Raw genomic sequence first — 18,577 nt, forward strand, 5'->3', positions numbered from 1 at the left:
TAAACAGTTATTTCTACTCACTTCTCCTTGACCTTGGAGGCGACTCCAAGGTTTATACTTCAGGTGTACTGGAGGGGGACTTTAGCTTACCACAACTAGAAACCCCTTCAGCAGTCGAGACTTAAGGAGAATTTATTATGTGTGCAAAACATGCCGCGTGCCGCTCAACCAAAGCGGAGATTCAAAACAAACCTGTAGCTTCAAGCTGCGGTAGCCCTAAAATCACTAGTATTACAGCAGCTTCTACCAGCCCATCTTCGTGCTGTTCAACCTCTGAGCCCTCTGCTGGCGGCGAGAGTTGTTGTGGTTCAGACAGTGGAGAAGAAGACCGGCTGTCCTCAGTTGACGAACTAAAAAGCAAGCTCACTAAAAGCTGGCTCGTTTCAGGTATGGACTGCCCAGCCTGTGCACGAAAGGTAGAAAAAGCCGTTTCTTCTATTCCTGGTGTGATTGAAGCCAAGGTTCTGTTTGCGACGGAAAAATTGGTCGTGAAATACGATCAAGTTGAACTCACAGAAACCATTGAAACCACCGTTCAAAAAACGGGCTTCAGTTTGAGTGAAGTTGGCGTTAAGAAAAAGCAACAGCCAGCGACCTTCTGGCAATCATACATTCAGCCAAATCTCCAGATCATTGCGATTGCCGCTGCGATGTTATTCGCGGCCTTAATTAAAGACGTCAGCCCTGTTTTAAGTGAGCGATTGTTCATTGTCACCTGTTTGCTTGGACTTTACCCTGTCGCAAAACAAGCGGTGAAGCTTGCCCGCTCAGGCACTCCTTTTGCCATTGAAACCTTGATGAGTGTTGCTGCTCTGGGTGCCCTGTATTTGGGGGAAACAGTAGAAGCAGCCATGGTTCTATTGTTGTTCTTAATCGGTGAGCGTTTAGAGGCCTTTGCTTCATCCCGTGCACGCAGTGGTGTACAAGCATTGATGGCATTGGTGCCTGAAAATGCCACTCAAATTGTCGATGGTGAACGTGTCGAAGTTGCAGTTACGGAACTTATGCCTGGTGATGTTATTGAAGTCTCTCCTGGTGCTCGACTGCCAGCAGATGGCCAATTGATTACTTACGCCGCTAGCTTCGATGAGAGTGCACTCACTGGTGAATCTGTCCCTGTCGAACACATCAAAGGCAACACCATCATGGCGGGTGCGGTTGTGGTCGACAAGGTTGTTCGTATCACGATCACTTCTAAACAAGGTGAGAATGCGATAGACCGAATTCTTCATTTGATTGAAGAAGCAGAATCACGCAAAGCACCTCTAGAACGATTCCTAGATAAATTTAGCCGTTGGTATACGCCACTAATGATGTTTGTGGCCTTGATGGTCATTGTGATTCCGCCGAGTTTGTTCGCTCAACCTTGGGAAACTTGGGTTTATCGTGGTCTTGCGTTGCTGTTGATCGCATGCCCTTGTGCGTTGGTTATCTCAACGCCGGCAGCGATTACTTCTGGCTTGGCTGCAGCAGCAAAACGTGGTGCCTTGATTAAAGGCGGTGCTGCGCTAGAGCAGTTAGGTAAGGTTGAAACCATTGCGTTTGATAAAACTGGCACACTGACCGAGGGCAAGCCACAAGTTACTGACGTGTTACCGTTGCAAGGTTGGAATGAGCAACAGTTATTGCGTGTGGTCGGTGCGATTGAAGTGGGGTCAAGCCATCCACTAGCGCTATCTCTCGTCAATAAAGTTAAAGAGAAGGGGATTGATATCCCGGAATCTGACAACAAACGTGCCCTTATTGGTAGTGGTGTTGAAGGTGATGTCGATGGGCGTACATATCAAGTGCTTTCACCATCAAAAGTGACGTTTGATCTTGATTCGTCAGTACAAGAGCAGGTTATTTTGCTTGAAATGCAAGGTAAGACGGTAGTCGTGGCAGTAGAGTACTCTCAAACCGTCATTGGTTTGATTGCTTGGCAAGACACACTGCGTAGTGACGCCAAAACTGCTGTAGAAAGACTAAGTCAGCTGGGTGTTGAGTCGATTATGTTGACGGGCGATAACCCGCGCAGTGCCGAGGCAATCAGTTCTGTGGTTGGTATGCAATACAAAGCAAGTCTGTTGCCAGCGGATAAAGTGAGTTACGTTGAAGAGCTTACTCGCCATTCACATGTTGCTATGGTGGGCGATGGTATTAATGATGCTCCAGCAATGAAAACGGCAAATGTTGGTATTGCGATGGGTGGCGGCACCGACGTCGCTTTAGAAACCGCTGATTCGGCACTGACTCACAATCGTCTAACTGAACTACCAGCTATGATTGAGCTGTCACAGGCCACCATGAGAAACATTCGTCAGAACGTCGCTTTGGCGTTGGGGTTAAAAGGTGTGTTCTTGGTGACCAGCCTATTTGGTATTACTGGCTTATGGGTAGCCGTGCTTGCTGATAGTGGCGCAACCGCGCTTGTGACACTCAATGCTTTAAGACTACTGAGATTTAAGTCAAAAGCTGACTAAGGTCTTGTTTTACTAGTTTCAGAACGCTTTTGGTTTATTGAGCGCATGTTGTTTGATTTGCGTTTTATGAACTAGAGGCGTTTTTTTCGCCATTCTTATGCAACAAAGCTATACGATTACGGTGTAAATGTGATTGCGATCTGTTTTTTGTGAAAATGGATTACATGTTGCGTGGAGAGGTGTGATGTCTGTCACTTCATTTTGTGAATAGCTTGGTTAGAGTAAACACGTACCCCACAAACTTATAATGCGCTTAGATAAGGGTGATGAACACTCAATAAGCCACAAGGAGCAAACTATGTCTCAAGCTGTTTTCCACTTAGGTATTACTGAAGCTGATCTTCAAGGTGCGACACTCGCGATCATCCCAGGTGATCCAGCACGTGTACAAAAAATTGCTGACGAAATGGAAAACCCAGTATTTCTAGCAAGCCACCGTGAGTACACGCTGTACCGCGCTGAGCTAGATGGAAAGCCTGTGGTTGTTTGTTCTACTGGTATTGGTGGTCCATCAACATCTATCGCTGTAGAAGAGTTAGCACAATTAGGTGTACGTACTTTCCTACGTGTTGGTACAACTGGTGCAATCCAACCTCACGTCAACGTGGGTGACATGATTGTAACAACGGGTTCTGTTCGTCTGGACGGTGCAAGCCTACACTTCGCTCCAATGGAGTTCCCAGCAGTAGCTGACTTCGAAATTGCAACAGCGATGAAAGCGGCAGTAGAAGAGTCTGGCGCAACGGTTCACACTGGTGTTACAGCATCAAGCGATACTTTCTACCCAGGTCAAGAGCGTTACGACACCTTCTCTGGCCGCGTTGTTAAGCGTTTCCAAGGTTCTATGCAAGAGTGGCAAGACATGGGCGTTCTTAACTTCGAAATGGAATCTGCAACACTGCTAACTATGTGTGCAAGTTCTGGCCTGAAAGCAGGTTGTGTCGCGGGCGTTATTATCAACCGTACACAGAAAGAAATCCCAGATCACGAAACGCTAAAAGAGACAGAAGCTCGCTCAATCAAAGTGGTTGTAGAAGCTGCGCGTAAGATGCTTTAATCGCGAGATCCTAGTTAACTTAAGTTATCGTCCAAGATAGCCTGATTTAAATCCTCAAAAGCTGTACTTAATGGTGCAGCTTTTTTGTATTTGTCGATTAGGTTTGGGGAAAATAAAGACAAATAAAAAGGCGCATGATGCGCCTTTAGTGTGTGAGTAGTGAGCCTTTGACAGCTTATTTGCTTATTTTCTTAGTACTCTAGGTCTTCGTGACCGCCTGCAGCAGCAAACCAAGATGTTAGATGCGTTTTAAGATCTTTCAACTCATCAGGACCAATCAAAGCAAGTCCTAAATCCTCTGCACGAGTGATGTCGTTATGGCGCAGTGGACGGAAGCTGACCAGCATAGCACGAGCCTGAAGGCCGCCTAATAGGTCGCGCAGCGATTCCAGCTTATACAAGGTGTCATCACCATCGTCACGCATACCCTTGGTCTTACACTCTATGATGTGCAGTTTATTATTGACTACTGAAGCAACATCCAGCTCATTACGTACTTCGCGCTCACCAAGCTGGCGATATACCTGAACGTTCAACGAACGGTCTTGAATGGTTGGCATGTCATCTTGAATCTGTTTCACCGTGCTGTGTACCAGTGTTTCTAGCCACTCACCGTTCGAGAAACGACGCGCATCTTCGTTAGCAAAGGTCAAAATACCGTCTTGGTAGGTCGCAATCTTTGCTTCGACGAGATCGGTAAGCAGCATGTTCAGCTCACGATAGCCCTGTTGCTTCTCTGAAAGCTCAACATCCAGTTTCTGCTCTTTGCGGCATGTCGTTGCTAGGTAGTTTAGCGTTGCAAGGCCTGGCCCCAGTTCAAGGGCATTACTCGCCCAGCGTTCACCCAGTTCGTAGAGTTTTTGATCTAGCTGCGGCGGCAGTTCGAAGTCATTAAATTCACCGCGAGCACCAAATACGGTCAGGTAATCATCGATAGTAATACGATCTTGTACTTGTGTGTCTTCTTTGCCATTTGGGTATAACCAACACAGTTTGTCACTGTTTGGTTCAACCACGAAAATCGGCCAGTGATAAGTGCGAAATACTTCGTAAACCGAAAGCAGGCGATGTCTTAAACCGCAGCTTGCGTTAAGTTTTACTTCTTGTCCGCGTGCCTTGAGGTCTTCAGCCAAGACTTGAATTGATTCTTTGATAACAGAAGTATTAACGATGGTAGGAATTTCAAAAAACTCACTGGTGATATCGCGCTTTTGGAGTACGGAGTGAAGGCGCAGATACATGCCTTCTTGAGTCTTGTCACCGATAAAAACGATGTGTGAGCTGGTGGTTCGATTATCCAATAATGGGGTAATCAGCCTAATGGGGTCTTGATCAATAATGCCAACGTGAACAGCCATATAAATTCCTTAATATTGGCTCGCTCAAAATGGGAACGTAACGGAAAGCAGCAAGCCATAATACTCATATGATGACAATGGCTTAAAAAAACAAGGGTAACCTTTGACAAAAGTTACCCTGGTTCAGGTGGTTAACAAATTGATGCGAGTAAAGTCATACCTTTAGTCGCTTTAGTAAAGGTTTAAAGCTTGAACTGATGCACTAAATCACCTTGCTGATTAGCAAGAATGGTCAGGTTCTCACTTGCTTTAGCAATGGATGACATCGCTTGATAACTTGCGTCCGCAATGTGGTTGATGTCTTCAATGTTACGCGCAATGTCGCTTGATGTTTCGCTTTGTTCTGCCGCAGCCTCAGAAATATGTGTACTCATGTGGCTGATCTCTAGGATAAGTGCTTGAATCTCTTCCATCGCACTATTGGCATTGGAAGCCTGCTCAACGGACATCTCCATATCATTCATACAGCTCTCAATCACGTTACCTGCTGTCTTAGAGCTCGATTGTAGATTGCTGATCATAGTTTCAATCTCAGACGTAGATTGCGTGGTTTTCTGAGCGAGAACACGCACCTCATCTGCCACCACAGCGAAGCCGCGGCCTTGTTCACCCGCACGTGCTGCCTCGATAGCAGCATTGAGTGCAAGTAGGTTGGTTTGTTCTGCGATCCCACGAATGACATCTAGGATTGAGCCAATCTGACTGCTCATCTGCTGCAGTTCACCCACAGCGACAACTGACTCATTGAGGCGAGTCTCCAGTTGATTAATGGTGCTGATGTTGGTGTTCATGATTTGACGGCCAGATTCCGATGCTGACTCGACTTGCTGAACCATAGTTAATGAGCTCTGCGCACTGTTCGCCACTTCTTGTACCGAATGCGACATCTCTGTCATGGCGGTTGCCACATTTGCCGTTTGTTCGCGCTGATTGCTCAGTTGTCCTTGCGTTGTTGAAGAGGTCTTCTGGTTAATGCTGGCTGTTTCAGTTAGCTCATCAGATGCTTCATTAAGCTTAACTAGAATGTTATGCAGGTTATCGGCAAGCGTGTTGATGTGGCGACTTACACGGCTAAATTCGTTGTCGTAACGAATGTCGATACGTTTAGTCATATCACCCTGTGTGAGCCCTTCAAGTGCATGCAAAATGCGAGTCAAAGGTTCGCGCACACTGTGGGCAATGTGATAGCCAATCGCTGCTGCGAATACCGTCACTACAACACCAATCGCAATAGCTTTCATTAGGCCTTGGTCGTAGATTTGGCCGGCATCTGCTAGCGAGCTATTAAGCTGTTCACCCGCAGTGACGTTGAATGAGTCTAGAACGGCCATTGCTTGGTCAACGTCTACCGCTAGGTTAGCGATGTTGATGTAGAGCGCCTTCTTCGCTTGTAGGTAGTTATTGTGCTTATCAAGTACACCGCCTTTCTGACCAACGTCTTTGGTGAACTTTTGTACCGACTCATCGAACGCGCCTTTTAGCTCAGGCAGTTGAGTGGTTAAACCTCGGTATGCGTAGTTAAGGTGTGTTACCGCTTTTTTGTTTTTGTTTACTGCGCTTTGCACTAACTCAACATCGGAACTTGCTAGAGCATCAGAGGTGATCACTTCTGCGTCTTTCAACTTAATAAAGTAGCTTTTTGCCATGACCTTAACAGAGATGCTTTTCTGATCGGCAACATACTCTTTCATTCCAACCGTCAATTCCGAATGCAGACGTTGGAATTCGCGCGATGCTTTTTGTACTTGCTCTTGAGCTTCAAACATCGCGACGTAGTTGTTCATCGCTTCTTCTGCTTCAGAGAAGTAGCGCTCTTCGAGTTGTTTTAGTTGCTCAACACGCTCTACAAGTACAGGATTTGTCGCGCTAGCGATTTCAAGCTCTTTAAGTACAGAAGAGAATGCTTGTTGTGATTGGGTAAATTCACTGCGCATTGCCGTCATGCGTTCTTGATTTTGTGTAGTGAGATAATCTTTGAAGGATTTGTCTGCAGAGAGTAGCTGCACACTGGTTTGATTAGAGAGAGTAACAAGGGGCAGCGAAGATTTTGACACGCTTTCGAAGTTACTGTGTATCTGATTCATGCTGCTCATCATGATTGTAATCGTAATTGCAAACATGATGATGATCAGTGCGAAGCCCGCATACATGCGTTTTATCACTGAGCCTTTCATGGCCGTTCTCCCTAAAAATAAATACAGACCGAAAATCCGGTCCAAAACAAAGTAACAAAAGTGTCAGCATTCTATTGAGTTCCAGTAACACATTTTATGACGCACCCGTCAAAAATAGCTGTCAGCAATAGGCGACTCGGCATTCTTTTGCACTCGGTTGGGTTTTCTTTGATTTGAACACTGTTTTTTATTATGCTTTAGCTTAGGTTGATTGAGGTTTCTAGTGGCTTGACGCATACTCAAAGCTCTTAGAAGTAAATGTTTTATTGGAGAAAAACATGGCTGAAGAAACCATTTTTAGCAAAATAATCAATAAAGAGATTCCAGCAGACCTTCTTTACCAAGACGATCTCGTTACTGCGTTTCGTGACATTAATCCGCGTGCGCCAAGTCATATCCTGATTATTCCAAATAAGCTGATCCCAACAGCGAATGACGTTGAAGCAGAAGATGAAGCGATGATGGGTCGTCTGTTTACCGTTGCTCGTAAACTGGCGAAAGAAGAGGGTATTGCAGAAGATGGTTACCGACTGATTGTTAATTGTAACTCTCATGGTGGCCAAGAGGTCTATCATATCCATATGCACCTTGTAGGCGGTCGCCCTCTAGGTCCACTATTAATGAGCTAATAAAAATGACTTCTATACCAACTTTTTGCGTGAACTGTAGTCCAAAGCAATGGTTGGTATAGATAGGCAGGAGTTAATCTTTGAAACAGTACGTCAAGTTCGTTTCAGTCGCGATGATATCGGCATTAACCGTTGGGTGTGCAAGCATGTCTGCGGGGAATTTGTTTAGTCACTACAGCGCTCAAAATCAGAGTGTGTATCAAGCCTTGAGAGCGGGTGATTACTCAGAAGCGCAGCAAGAGCTACCTGATTATGCCGCAGGCGATATTTTGGATAACCTTGAAAAAGGCCGCGTATATTTACTAGACCAACAGTACGCAGAGAGTAAGTCTTGGTTTGAACAAGCAGACCAAGCAGTGAGAGTTCAGCAAGATAAAGCCGTAGTCTCGGTGACAGACAGCGCAGCGAGCGTAGGCGCGTTAGCGGTTAATGACAACATTACCGAATATACTCCAGCCGATTATGAATTAGGTTTTCTGCATCTTTATCTTGGTCTGAACTATCTCAAACAGAATGATTTAGAGGGCGCATTGGTTGAGATGCGTCGTGCTAACCAGGTTCAAGAGCAAGCGAAGAAACAGCGTGAAGCCGAATTGCAGCAAGCAGCAAACGATGCTCGGTCACAAGGTCTTTCGGCGAATGTCGGCAGTATTCTCTCGAACTACCCAGATGCGGGCAAAAAGCTGCAATCGGTACAAAATGCGTACCTAATGTTCTTATCTGGTCTTCTTTATGAAGCGTCCAATGACCTTAACAATGCGTATGTTGATTATCGACGTGCCTTGGCGGTGATGCCTGACAACCAGCAAGTTGTTGAACGCACCATGCTGGTGGCTCAGCGTCTGGGTATGCGTGAAGATTTGGCAAAGTTGAAGAAACGCTACTCAATGCCTGCGTCTCTGAAATCTGGTGAAGGGCGAGTGATCGTCTTAGATGAGCAGAGCGTTGTGCAAGCAATGGACAGCTGGCGTTTAGATTTACCGGTTTATGACAGTCGTGATCAAGGCGCCATATATTCTCTAGCTCTGCCATACTATTCAAAGCAGCCAAACGAAAGATTTGCGTCAATTCGTATCAATGGTACTTCGCTCAATGGCAGTTTGTTGACCGATGTAGACGCAATGGCACAAAACGATTTATCTGAACGCCTGCCGGGTATTGTGATTCGCCAAGCCCTGCGAGTGGTCGCGAAAGACCGGATTCGTAAAGAAGCGACCAAAGGTGATGATGTGGGTAACTTGCTGTTCAACGTCTGGAATACGCTAACTGAACAACCAGATACCCGCAGTTGGCAGTCGCTGCCTGCTCAAGTGAAGAGCAGCACCTATGTGGCGACTTCTGGTAACTACACGCTAGAAGCCGGCGGTAAATCATATCAGTTTGATGTGCGAGATGGACAAACCACATTAGTTTGGGTTTCTCGCCAAGGGAACAACGCCACCATGTGGCATAAGCAGCTAGGGAGGCTGTAATGAAAAAGTGGTTAGTGAGCTTAGCGGCTGTTGCAGCCTTAGCCGGGTGTGCTGAGAACACAGCAGGTGTACGTGTTGATGGCCTAACGCAAAACGTATTTTTTGGTGACAAGGTTCTAGGTAGTCGGCTGTTAGTTGATGATGTCAGAACTGATCAAGTTGATGGTCATACCCGTGGGCTTGTACGTCTCACGAGTGATTACAAGGGCGATCAGAATATCCTATATCGATTCTATTGGTATGACGATGCAGGTCTTGAGGTGAACTTGAAGCAAGGACCTTGGAAACAGGCCATCGTTCGTGGCTATGAGACCATCACCTTGTCAGAGATTTCAGTGAACCCGCAGGCAACGCAGTTTCGCGTGCAGTTTCGGGAACAGTAATATTTAACGGTTTAAGCTGAGCGTGACTATTTATCGGCAAGCTAAGCCAACCAAATTTATGAGTAGGGCGTGGTTCTGCTCGGATATGTGAGGAAATAAAATGAAAAAGAGTGTCATTGCGCTATTAGGATTGGCTGTAATTCTAGGCGGTTGTTCAAACAAAGTAAGTTATGGTGATGCGCAAGCTGTAGAGACCACAACCATCGATTTCGGTTCAACGGACCTTCAAACGATTGCTGGCGAAATGGTTGATAGCATGATGGCTTCTGGTTCGGTTTCTTACATCACCCGCGATCAGCGTCCGATCGTGTTTGTAGAGCGTATTAAGAATAAAACCAGCGAGCACATCGATACGGAATCCATCACAGATACGATCAGCACTAAGATGTTGAACTCAGGTAAGTTCCGTTTCGTGGACATGGACCGCGTTGAGTCAGTTCGTGAGCAGCTAAACTTCCAAAACAACGATGAGCTTGTAAACCAAAGCTCAGCGATTCAATTCGGTAAGATGGTTGGCGCTCAATACATGCTTTACGGCAACCTATCAAGCATCGTGAAGAAAGACGGCAGTGATCAAGACGTATACTACAAGATGACCATGCGTTTAATGGATCTTGAGTCTGGTCTTATCGAATGGGCGGACGAGACAGAAATCCGCAAGCAAAAATCTAAGAGCTTACTGGGGCTATAATTGAGCCTAAGGCGCGATATAGAGTGACAAGCGTGATGTGTTGCTCTTTACGCTATAGTAAGACTGAGTGAGAATAAAAGACACCTGCGGTGACGTTGGTGTCTTTTTTATGGGGAGAATAGAGAGTATGGCGATTTTTTGCTGGAGTGAGGCTAAAAAACTGGATGCGAGTTTAGGCTCACTTGATGACTATTTCGATCTCCCTCCTGTTAAAGCACAGACGTTAACTGGTGGTCTTACCAACCGTTGCTGGAAGATTGAAACCGCTGATGGGCAAGCTTTTGTGTGGCGACCAGCCACCTCAATTACTGAAGCCTTCGGAATTTCGCGCCACGAAGAGTATCAAATACTCTCAGCGATAGGGCAGCTCCACATTGCGCCTCAAGCGATGACCATCAATAAGCAAGGTTTGTTAGTCGAGTGGCTTGAAGGAGATACCATTCATGATGACCTTTCACTGCAGCAGTTAATGCGAACTCTGGTGTCTGTGCATTTAGTTAACACATCGCGACTACCCCTGCACCCTTTCTGTTTTACCGCTCGAGTGGACCACTATTGGTTACGACTTGATAAAGAGCATAGAGGTGAAGAGTTTGAAGCGATTTACCGACAATGGCGTTCAGCACCCAATCTACCTCCAATCGAAAACAGGCTCTGTCATTTTGATCTCGGTGGCTACAACCTTGTGCGCCAGCATGATGCGATTAAGATAATTGACTGGGAGTATGCTGTGTTAGCGGACCCTCGACTCGATTTAACATTGACGATTTCGGTGGCTAATGTATCGGTCGAAGAGGCCGTTCAACAATACTGCCAGTTTCGAGGTATCCATGATACTCAAGCATGGATAGATGGCGTCGAAGCTTGGCAACCCCGCAGCAAAATGATGGCGATGCTTTGGTATTTGCTGGCTCATCAATTGTGGGGAGATGAGCAATATATGGATGAAGCGCAAGCACTCAGTCGCACTTTCTGTAGTTAGGATCACGTTTAGGAGGGGAAAAATGCAAATTCAGTTATCTGTACTTTAAAACCTTATTTTTCGTGTTAGATTTATCAAAACGTACCAGCATTTTACCAGGGAGGTACAATGATTATTTACCTACACGGCTTTGATTCTACAAGCCCGGGCAACCACGAAAAAATACTGCAGTTGCAATTCATTGATGATGACGTTCGTTTCATTAACTACAGTACACTCCATCCAAAACACGACATGCAACACCTACTTAAAGAAGTCCATAAAGTGATTGAACAGTCAGATGACCCGCACCCACTAATTTGTGGTGTCGGATTAGGTGGATATTGGTCTGAGCGCATTGGTTTCTTGTGTGGTATCAAACAGGTGATCTTCAATCCGAACTTGAGACCTGAAAAGAACATGGTTGGCAGAATTGATCGTCCAGAAGAGTACGAGGACATTGCAACAAAGTGTGTCAGTCAGTATCGCGTGAAGAACAAAGATCGCTGTTTAGTTATTCTGTCTCGAGAAGACGAAATTCACGACAACAACAAAACCGCAGCTGCACTCGAAGACTACTATCAGATCATCTGGGATGAAAAAGAGAGTCACAAGTTCAAGAAGATCTCTCAACATTTACAAGCGATGAAAGCCTTCAAGAACGCTTAACTTTTTGTAAAATCTTATCGGCAAGAAGCAGTACTTTTCTAGTGCTGCTTTTTTATATTCAGCACCATACTAAATGGTATCTAAATGGTATCTAAATGGTATGAAGGTTAGCGATTTTTCTTCGAAACCTCATTCAAGGTAAGGATTTTAGTTGCGGTCACGTTTTTGCTATATATAATGTCCGGTAATAAAATATTTTGATAAATATCAAAAAAAATTGAGAGCGAGTCATAAACTTGCCCATTATTTGCGCTTTACCTCTCAGGTGAGCCTTTTTTCCGCGTGAACTTACTAAAGCAGATGACTTTAGTCTTCGCCCCTCTAAACACTCGGTGATCGGAAGTGAATCAAATTCCACACTGCGATAACGCAGGTTGCTGAGTAGAAAACAGAATTTATCGGTTGGAGTAATCGAGCCGAGCCCCATTTATTTATTTTGTAGAGGATTGTCATCGTGACAAAAATTATCGTAGTAGGCGGTGGTGCTGGTGGTTTGGAACTAGCAACCAAGCTAGGGCGCACCCTAGGCCGTAAAAAACGCGCAACGATTACACTGGTTGACCGCAAAGCGAGCCACCTTTGGAAACCGTTACTGCATGAAGTAGCAACCGGCTCTTTGGATGAAGGTGTCGACGCATTGAGCTACCGTGCACATGCAAAGAATCACTACTTTGATTTTCAGATGGGTAGCCTAAACGACATCGATCGTGAGCGTAAGGTTATCGCCCTAAGCGAACTTCGTGATGAACATGGCGAGTTGTTAATGCCAAGCCGTGAGCTGGAATATGACATTCTAGTTATGGCGATTGGCTCAACGTCGAATGATTTCAACACGCCTGGTGTTCGTGACAACTGTATTTTCTTAGACAGCCCCGAGCAGGCGCACCGTTTCCGTACCGAAATGAACAATGAGTTTCTAAAGCTACATGCTAAGAACGGTCAAGGTACAGTAGATATCGCTATTGTTGGCGCAGGTGCTACCGGTGTTGAGCTATCTGCTGAGCTGCACAATGCCGTAAAAGAGCTGCGTACTTATGGCTTTGGTGATCTAGATTCAAGCAAGCTGAACGTAAACCTAATCGAAGCGGGTGAGCGTATTCTCCCTGCGCTTCCACCTCGTATTTCAAGTGCTGCGCACTCAGAGCTGACTAAGCTTGGTGTGAATGTTCGTACTATGACTATGGTGACGCAAGCTGACGCGGATGGCTTAACAACCAAAGATGGTGAGAAGATCCCTGCTCAGATCATGGTTTGGGCTGCAGGTATCAAAGCACCAGATTTCATTAAAGATATCGGCGGTCTAGAGGCAAACCGTATCAACCAGTTGGTCGTGAAAGATACTCTGCAAACGACACGTGATGACGATATTTACGTCATTGGTGACCTAGCACAATGCACGCAAGCGGACGGCTCTTTTGTACCACCACGTGCTCAAGCTGCACATCAAATGGCTAGCTGCGCATTCAGCAACATCATTGCTAAGCTAAATGGTCGTGAGCAGAAGGCTTACATCTACAAAGATAAAGGCTCTTTGGTTTCTCTTAGCCGCTTCTCGACCGTTGGTAGCCTGATGGGTAACTTAACCAAAGGCTCAATGATGGTTGAAGGTCGCATTGCTCGCGTGGTTTACATCTCGCTATATCGTATGCACCAAATGGCGCTGCATGGCATTATCAAGACGTCATTGATGATGTTGGTAGGCCGTATTAACCGCGTACTGCGTCCAAACCTGAAGCTTCATTAATCTACTTAAAAACGGTTATGACTAAAAAAGAGCTCCGAGGAGCTCTTTTTTTATGTTTCGTTTAAATTATTGCGCGGTTATCGCTTAGGTTGCGCATCGATGCATTGGCCGTGCACATCAGTCACACTTGGATTCATCAAGTGTAGGTAAAGTGGCATTATGTCGAGCGGTGTCTTCAGCTGGTTTGCATCTTCACCTGGATAAGCTTTTGCACGCATGCGCGTTTGAGTCGCACCTGGGTTAATCGCATTGACACGTAATGCTGTGCCTTCTACTTCATCGGCTAGGATCTGCATCATGCCTTCAGTCGCAAATTTAGAGATAGCGTAAGAGCCCCAGAACGCACGACCAGAGTGGCCGACTGTTGAAGAGGTGAATACGATTCGACCCGCTTCCGCTTTCTTCAGTACCGGTAGAAGAGCTTGAGTCATTAGGAACTCGGCTTTTACGTTGATCTGCATAACATCATCAAACGTGTCTTCTTCGATTTGATCGAATGGACTCAGAGTACCAAGCACACCCGCGTTATGCAGTAGACCGTCTAAGCGACCGAATTGAGATTCAATGGTTTCAGCCATGTCGATGTAGTTCTGCTTGGTTGCGCCTTTAAGATCTAGCGGGATGATCGCAGGTTGTGGGTAGCCCGCTTTCTCGATTTCATCGTAAATAAACTCAAGGTTTTTTACGTTACGGCCGAGTAGAATTACGGTCGCACCGTGTTGAGCGAAACTTAATGCAGCTTGGCGGCCAATACCGGCTCCAGCGCCTGTAACCAAAATTACTTTATCTTTGAGGGCATCTGTAGAGATTGGGTAATCCACTGTGCTTATCCTTCTATTTTTATGTTCGTCATTCCATTGATGTTTAATCACACAGATAACCGCAGGAATGATTAGAAATTCTTGGTAATCGTGACAAGATGGTTACAATACACTAATTCGTACATTAGGGGATATGACATTGGAATTTTTGTTGGACTACGGCTTGTTTTTAGCCAAAATTGCGACTGTTGTGATCGCCATTATTGCTATTTTAGTGATTGCTAAATCGGTGGGCGGCAAATCGAGCGCGATAAAAGGTGAGCTGGAAATCACTAACCTATCTGATCACCATAAACAGACGATTGAGCAGCTAGAGCATCACTTACATGATGATGCGTTCATCAAGGCTCGTGATAAGGCTGAAAAGAAAGCGGAAAAAGAGAAAACCAAGTCACGCGGCAAAGAAGTGAAGAAAGCAGCGAAAGAGGGCGAGTTGGACAGCAAGCGCGAACCGCACCTGTTTGTTTTGGAATTTAACGGCAGTATTGATGCAAAAGAGGTGGCTTCTCTTCGCGAAGAGGTAACCGCTGTATTAGCGGTGGCTCGTGAGGGCGATGAAGTATTGCTTAAGCTTGAGTCAGGCGGCGGCATGGTACATGGCTATGGTTTAGCGTCTTCTCAGCTTGACCGCATTAAAGCAGCGGGTCTTCCTCTGACTATCTCTGTCGACAAGGTAGCGGCAAGTGGCGGTTACATGATGGCGTGCATTGCCGATAAGATTGTCTCAGCGCCTTTTGCTATTGTTGGCTCTATCGGTGTTATCGCTCAGCTGCCTAACTTCAATAAGTTACTGAAAAAGTACGACATTGAGTTTGAACAACTGACAGCCGGTGAGTACAAACGCACCTTGACTATGTTTGGTGAGAATAACGATAAAGCGCGCGAGAAGTTTAAGCAAGAGCTTGAAGAGACTCACGGCTTGTTTAAAGATTTTATTCGCGATCATCGTCCAGAGTTAGATTTAGAGAAAGTAGCCACTGGTGAGCACTGGTTTGGTACTCAAGCTCACGCTTTAGGTCTTGTGGATGAGATTCGTACTTCTGATGACATCGTTGTAGATGCATGCAAAGAGAAAACGGTACTTGCGATCCACTATGTTCAGAAGAAGAAGTTATCAGACAAACTTGCTGGTGTAGCGGGCAAATCGGCAGATAACATTTTACTTAAGCTGATTGAGCGTGGCCAAAAGCCGATCGTATAACGATCTGTTGCTGCGAAGAAAAGCAAAAGCGCATTGGTTTCGGCCAGTGCGCTTTTTTGCTTAGGTTAGTTGTTTTCTACATGATGTACTTTGGAACCAAGTTAGATCTTCGAGCCATAATCATTGCGCTTTGGACACGTCGCAAGGATTTCTCTATGTCCTGTGTCTTTGAGCTCTTCCAAGACCACGTCAAAGCCCCATAATCGGTAGAGGTGTTTCATTACTTCATCGTAGCCTTTATCAAGCGGTATACGGTCGTGAGGCACGTATTGCAGGGTCATCGAGCGGTCACCGCGTACATCTACATTAAATACTTGAATGTTCGGCTCTAGGTTACTTAGGTTGTATTGCGCAGCGAGCTTTTCACGAATCATGCGGTAGCCCATTTCGTCATGAATCGCACTCACCTCAATCACGCTCTTACGATCATCATCGAGAATTGAAAACAACTTAAAGTCTCGGATAATTTTCGGAGATAAATACTGGCTGATAAAGCTCTCATCTTTGAAGTTATGCATGGCAAAGTGAACCGCTTCAAGCCAATCGCTTCCCGCGAGCTCAGGGAACCACTCCCTGTCTTCATCCGTCGGATTTTCACAGATGCGGCGGATATCTTGGAACATTGCAAAGCCAAGTGCGTAAGGGTTAATCCCACTGAAGTAAGGGCTGTTGTAGGCAGGTTGCGCGACCACACTGGTGTGGCTATGCAGGAACTCCAGAATGAACTTATCACTGACCAAACCTTCGTCGTAAAGGTGGTTCAGAATTGTATAGTGCCAGAAAGTCGCCCAGCCTTCGTTCATCACTTGAGTCTGTTTTTGTGGGTAGAAATATTGACTGATTTTGCGAACGATACGAACACACTCACGTTGCCAAGGCTCTAGAAGCGGGGCATTTTTCTCAATGAAGTAGAGAATGTTCTCTTGCGGTTCACTAGGGAAACGTACCTGCTGCTCTTCCTCTTTATCGCGGTTCTTCGGTACAGTGCGCCATAGTTCATTTACTTGAGATTGTAGATACGCCTCTCGTTCTTGTTGACGTGCTGTCTCTTCAGCGATGGAGATCTTTTCTGGTCGTTTATAGCGGTCTACACCATAGTTCATCAACGCGTGGCACGAGTCGAGTAACTGTTCGACCTCAGAGACGCCATATTTTTCTTCACAGTCTGCGATGTACTTCTTCGCGAACAGCAGATAATCAATGATGGAGCTTGCATCGGTCCATGTTTGGAACAGGTAGTTGCCTTTAAAGAAAGAGTTATGGCCGTAACAAGCGTGCGCCATCACCAGCGCTTGCATAGTCACTGTGTTCTCTTCCATAAGATAAGCGATACATGGGTCAGAGTTAATCACGATCTCATAAGCAAGTCCCATCTGACCATGCTTATAGTTTTGCTCGGTTTGAATGAATTTCTTACCGAACGACCAGTGGTTATAATTAATCGGCATACCTATGCTGGAGTAGGCATCCATCATCTGCTCAGAAGTAATTACTTCGATTTGATTGGGGTAAGTGTCGAGTCGGTAGTGCTCAGCCACACGTTTGATCTCGACATGGTATTGTTCTAAGAGGTTAAACGTCCAATCAGGGCCGTCTGGCAGCATCTTGCCTCTGTTTTTTTCCGCAGGGCTATCTTTCTCTGCAACGCTTGATTTTGCTGTCATGAAAAGCCTCCTTACGCTGTCTCTTTCTGGAACAGTTCTCTGAATACCGGGAAAATATCGTCCACGGTTTTTATGTTTTTCATGGCGAAGTTGTCGAAGCTTGCCTCTAACTTCTCATACTCATGCCACAACGTTTGGTGTGAACGACGAGTGATTTCTATATAGGAGTAGTACTGACAGGTTGGCAGTAGTTTGTTAATAAGCAGCTCTTTACAGCGAGGGGAATCATCCGCCCAGTTATCGCCATCGGATGCTTGTGCTGCGTATATGTTCCACTCATTTGACGGATAACGCTCAGCAACGATCTCGTCCATTAACTTGAGAGCGCTGGATACGATCGTTCCGCCTGTCTCTTGTGAGTAGAAAAATTCATGTTCATCGACTTCTTTCGCTTGTGTGTGGTGGCGAATGAAAACAACGTCAACGTTCTCATAGGTACGGTTCAAGAATAGGTACAGCAACACATAGAAGCGTTTTGCGATGTCTTTTGTTGCTTGATCCATTGAGCCTGACACATCCATTAAGCAGAACATAACCGCTTGGCTAGATGGGATAGGGCGCTTCTCGTAGTTTTTGTAGCGCAGGTCAAACGTATCAATGAATGGCACGCTTTCAATTTTCTTTCTTAGTTCGGCGATCTCTTCTTTAAGTCGCGTCTCTTCGAAAGGCTGAGCCGGCTCTGTCATTTGAACTTTGTCGAGTTGCTCCATCAATGAGTTCAATTCACGGCGTTTACCTGCTGTCATTGCTGTTCTTCGTGCCAGCGATTGTTGCAGCGAGCGAACCACCGCAATGTTCGATGGAATACCTGCCGTTTGATAACCAGAGCGGTGTGTCTTCCACTCGGTGATTTTGTTTATCTGATTTTTCTCTAGATTCGGCAGTTCGAGATCTTCAAACAGAATATCCAAATACTCGTCTTTCGAGATTTGAAAGATAAATTCGTCTTGCCCTTCACCATCTGGACTCGCTTCACCCTGTCCTGAACCTCCGCCTTGTCCGCCACCTTTCGGGCGCTCAATTTTATCGCCAGTGATGAATTGGTCGTTACCCGGATGAACGCGCTCGCGTACGCCTCCTTGTCCTTGATGGAAGCTTGGCTCTTTGATGTCTTTATGCGGGATCGAGACATCCTCACCCGTTTCGGTATTGGTGATTGAGCGACGGTTAACAGCATCTGCTACCGACTCTTTGATTTGCTCTTTATGGCGTCGAATGAAGCGCTGCCTGTTCACTGCGCTCTTATTCTTACCATTGAGCCTCCGATCAATAAATTGTGCCATAAGAACTC

At 45.7% G+C, this 18,577-nt stretch carries 15 protein-coding genes; 10 read left to right on the top strand and 5 right to left on the bottom strand.

Annotation, left to right across the window (positions count from 1 at the left end; genetic code table 11):
• Positions 1–137: 137 nt before the first annotated feature.
• Together AC6I7V_RS04810 and udp are read left to right on the top strand one after the other, a co-directional pair.
• Positions 138–2,462 carry a zinc/cadmium/mercury/lead-transporting ATPase gene (locus tag AC6I7V_RS04810; RefSeq protein ID WP_498011442.1) on the top strand — a complete coding sequence of 775 codons (2,325 nt, stop codon included), beginning with the start codon at positions 138–140 and terminating at the stop codon, positions 2,460–2,462.
• A 298-nt stretch (positions 2,463–2,760) separates the two neighbouring features.
• The gene (gene udp, locus AC6I7V_RS04815; RefSeq protein ID WP_285403279.1) at positions 2,761–3,519 is read left to right on the top strand and encodes a uridine phosphorylase; all 759 of its coding nucleotides are present in this window, start codon (positions 2,761–2,763) and stop codon (positions 3,517–3,519) included.
• Positions 3,520–3,710: 191 nt separating this feature from the next.
• Here the strand turns inward: udp and AC6I7V_RS04820 are convergent, their stop codons facing one another.
• Positions 3,711–4,877, bottom strand: a complete 1,167-nt coding sequence (locus AC6I7V_RS04820) for a DUF1887 family protein (RefSeq protein WP_261882840.1) — start codon at positions 4,875–4,877, stop codon at positions 3,711–3,713.
• Between the two features lie 182 nt (positions 4,878–5,059).
• The gene (locus AC6I7V_RS04825; RefSeq protein WP_498011443.1) at positions 5,060–7,051 is read right to left on the bottom strand and encodes a methyl-accepting chemotaxis protein; all 1,992 of its coding nucleotides are present in this window, start codon (positions 7,049–7,051) and stop codon (positions 5,060–5,062) included.
• Positions 7,052–7,329: 278 nt separating this feature from the next.
• Between AC6I7V_RS04825 and hinT the strand changes: the two genes are divergently transcribed.
• The 7 genes from hinT (at position 7,330) to AC6I7V_RS04860 (ending at position 13,600) form a co-directional block, all read left to right on the top strand.
• The gene (gene hinT / locus AC6I7V_RS04830) at positions 7,330–7,680 is read left to right on the top strand and encodes a purine nucleoside phosphoramidase (RefSeq protein ID WP_150871736.1); all 351 of its coding nucleotides are present in this window, start codon (positions 7,330–7,332) and stop codon (positions 7,678–7,680) included.
• 146 nt (positions 7,681–7,826) lie between these two features.
• Positions 7,827–9,152 carry a COG3014 family protein gene (locus tag AC6I7V_RS04835; protein WP_498011644.1) on the top strand — a complete coding sequence of 442 codons (1,326 nt, stop codon included), beginning with the start codon at positions 7,827–7,829 and terminating at the stop codon, positions 9,150–9,152.
• Positions 9,152–9,535, top strand: a complete 384-nt coding sequence (locus tag AC6I7V_RS04840; RefSeq protein WP_255231046.1) for a YcfL family putative periplasmic lipoprotein — start codon at positions 9,152–9,154, stop codon at positions 9,533–9,535. The genes AC6I7V_RS04835 and AC6I7V_RS04840 overlap by 1 nt, the downstream gene beginning before the upstream one ends.
• A gap of 100 nt (positions 9,536–9,635) precedes the next feature.
• Positions 9,636–10,226, top strand: a complete 591-nt coding sequence (gene lpoB, locus AC6I7V_RS04845; RefSeq protein ID WP_255231045.1) for a penicillin-binding protein activator LpoB — start codon at positions 9,636–9,638, stop codon at positions 10,224–10,226.
• A gap of 127 nt (positions 10,227–10,353) precedes the next feature.
• Positions 10,354–11,208, top strand: coding sequence for a phosphotransferase (locus AC6I7V_RS04850; RefSeq protein WP_498011444.1), 855 nt, complete (start codon positions 10,354–10,356; stop codon positions 11,206–11,208).
• A 108-nt stretch (positions 11,209–11,316) separates the two neighbouring features.
• Positions 11,317–11,856: an alpha/beta hydrolase YcfP gene (gene ycfP / locus AC6I7V_RS04855; RefSeq protein ID WP_498011445.1), complete on the top strand. Its 540-nt coding sequence runs from the start codon at positions 11,317–11,319 to the stop codon at positions 11,854–11,856.
• Between the two features lie 454 nt (positions 11,857–12,310).
• Positions 12,311–13,600: an NAD(P)/FAD-dependent oxidoreductase gene (locus AC6I7V_RS04860; protein ID WP_498011446.1), complete on the top strand. Its 1,290-nt coding sequence runs from the start codon at positions 12,311–12,313 to the stop codon at positions 13,598–13,600.
• Between the two features lie 77 nt (positions 13,601–13,677).
• On the opposite strand, the gene AC6I7V_RS04865 is transcribed toward AC6I7V_RS04860, so the two are convergent.
• Complete coding sequence (locus tag AC6I7V_RS04865; protein ID WP_255231041.1) at positions 13,678–14,421, bottom strand: YciK family oxidoreductase; 744 nt, start codon at positions 14,419–14,421, stop codon at positions 13,678–13,680.
• A gap of 133 nt (positions 14,422–14,554) precedes the next feature.
• Here AC6I7V_RS04865 and sohB point away from each other — a divergent pair, with 133 nt between their 5' ends.
• Positions 14,555–15,622, top strand: coding sequence for a protease SohB (gene sohB / locus AC6I7V_RS04870; protein ID WP_261903855.1), 1,068 nt, complete (start codon positions 14,555–14,557; stop codon positions 15,620–15,622).
• A 101-nt stretch (positions 15,623–15,723) separates the two neighbouring features.
• Here the strand turns inward: sohB and AC6I7V_RS04875 are convergent, their stop codons facing one another.
• The gene (locus tag AC6I7V_RS04875; protein ID WP_255231038.1) at positions 15,724–17,286 is read right to left on the bottom strand and encodes a SpoVR family protein; all 1,563 of its coding nucleotides are present in this window, start codon (positions 17,284–17,286) and stop codon (positions 15,724–15,726) included.
• An 11-nt stretch (positions 17,287–17,297) separates the two neighbouring features.
• Positions 17,298–18,569 carry a YeaH/YhbH family protein gene (locus tag AC6I7V_RS04880; RefSeq protein ID WP_255231037.1) on the bottom strand — a complete coding sequence of 424 codons (1,272 nt, stop codon included), beginning with the start codon at positions 18,567–18,569 and terminating at the stop codon, positions 17,298–17,300.
• Positions 18,570–18,577 lie beyond the last annotated feature (8 nt).

The organism is Vibrio sp. KUL70 (genome assembly GCF_059725515.1).

What these genes read in the sequence shown, in the direction of transcription:
- AC6I7V_RS04880 (WP_255231037.1), bottom strand. Translation starts at nt 18,569, where the DNA reads ATGGCACAATTTATTGATCGGAGGCTCAATGGTAAGAATAAGAGCGCA.
- AC6I7V_RS04820 (WP_261882840.1), bottom strand. Translation starts at nt 4,877, where the DNA reads ATGGCTGTTCACGTTGGCATTATTGATCAAGACCCCATTAGGCTGATT.
- udp (WP_285403279.1), top strand. Translation starts at nt 2,761, where the DNA reads ATGTCTCAAGCTGTTTTCCACTTAGGTATTACTGAAGCTGATCTTCAA.
- ycfP (WP_498011445.1), top strand. Translation starts at nt 11,317, where the DNA reads ATGATTATTTACCTACACGGCTTTGATTCTACAAGCCCGGGCAACCAC.
- sohB (WP_261903855.1), top strand. Translation starts at nt 14,555, where the DNA reads ATGACATTGGAATTTTTGTTGGACTACGGCTTGTTTTTAGCCAAAATT.
- AC6I7V_RS04810 (WP_498011442.1), top strand. Translation starts at nt 138, where the DNA reads ATGTGTGCAAAACATGCCGCGTGCCGCTCAACCAAAGCGGAGATTCAA.
- AC6I7V_RS04835 (WP_498011644.1), top strand. Translation starts at nt 7,827, where the DNA reads ATGTCTGCGGGGAATTTGTTTAGTCACTACAGCGCTCAAAATCAGAGT.
- AC6I7V_RS04840 (WP_255231046.1), top strand. Translation starts at nt 9,152, where the DNA reads ATGAAAAAGTGGTTAGTGAGCTTAGCGGCTGTTGCAGCCTTAGCCGGG.
- AC6I7V_RS04850 (WP_498011444.1), top strand. Translation starts at nt 10,354, where the DNA reads ATGGCGATTTTTTGCTGGAGTGAGGCTAAAAAACTGGATGCGAGTTTA.
- lpoB (WP_255231045.1), top strand. Translation starts at nt 9,636, where the DNA reads ATGAAAAAGAGTGTCATTGCGCTATTAGGATTGGCTGTAATTCTAGGC.
- AC6I7V_RS04825 (WP_498011443.1), bottom strand. Translation starts at nt 7,051, where the DNA reads ATGAAAGGCTCAGTGATAAAACGCATGTATGCGGGCTTCGCACTGATC.
- hinT (WP_150871736.1), top strand. Translation starts at nt 7,330, where the DNA reads ATGGCTGAAGAAACCATTTTTAGCAAAATAATCAATAAAGAGATTCCA.
- AC6I7V_RS04875 (WP_255231038.1), bottom strand. Translation starts at nt 17,286, where the DNA reads ATGACAGCAAAATCAAGCGTTGCAGAGAAAGATAGCCCTGCGGAAAAA.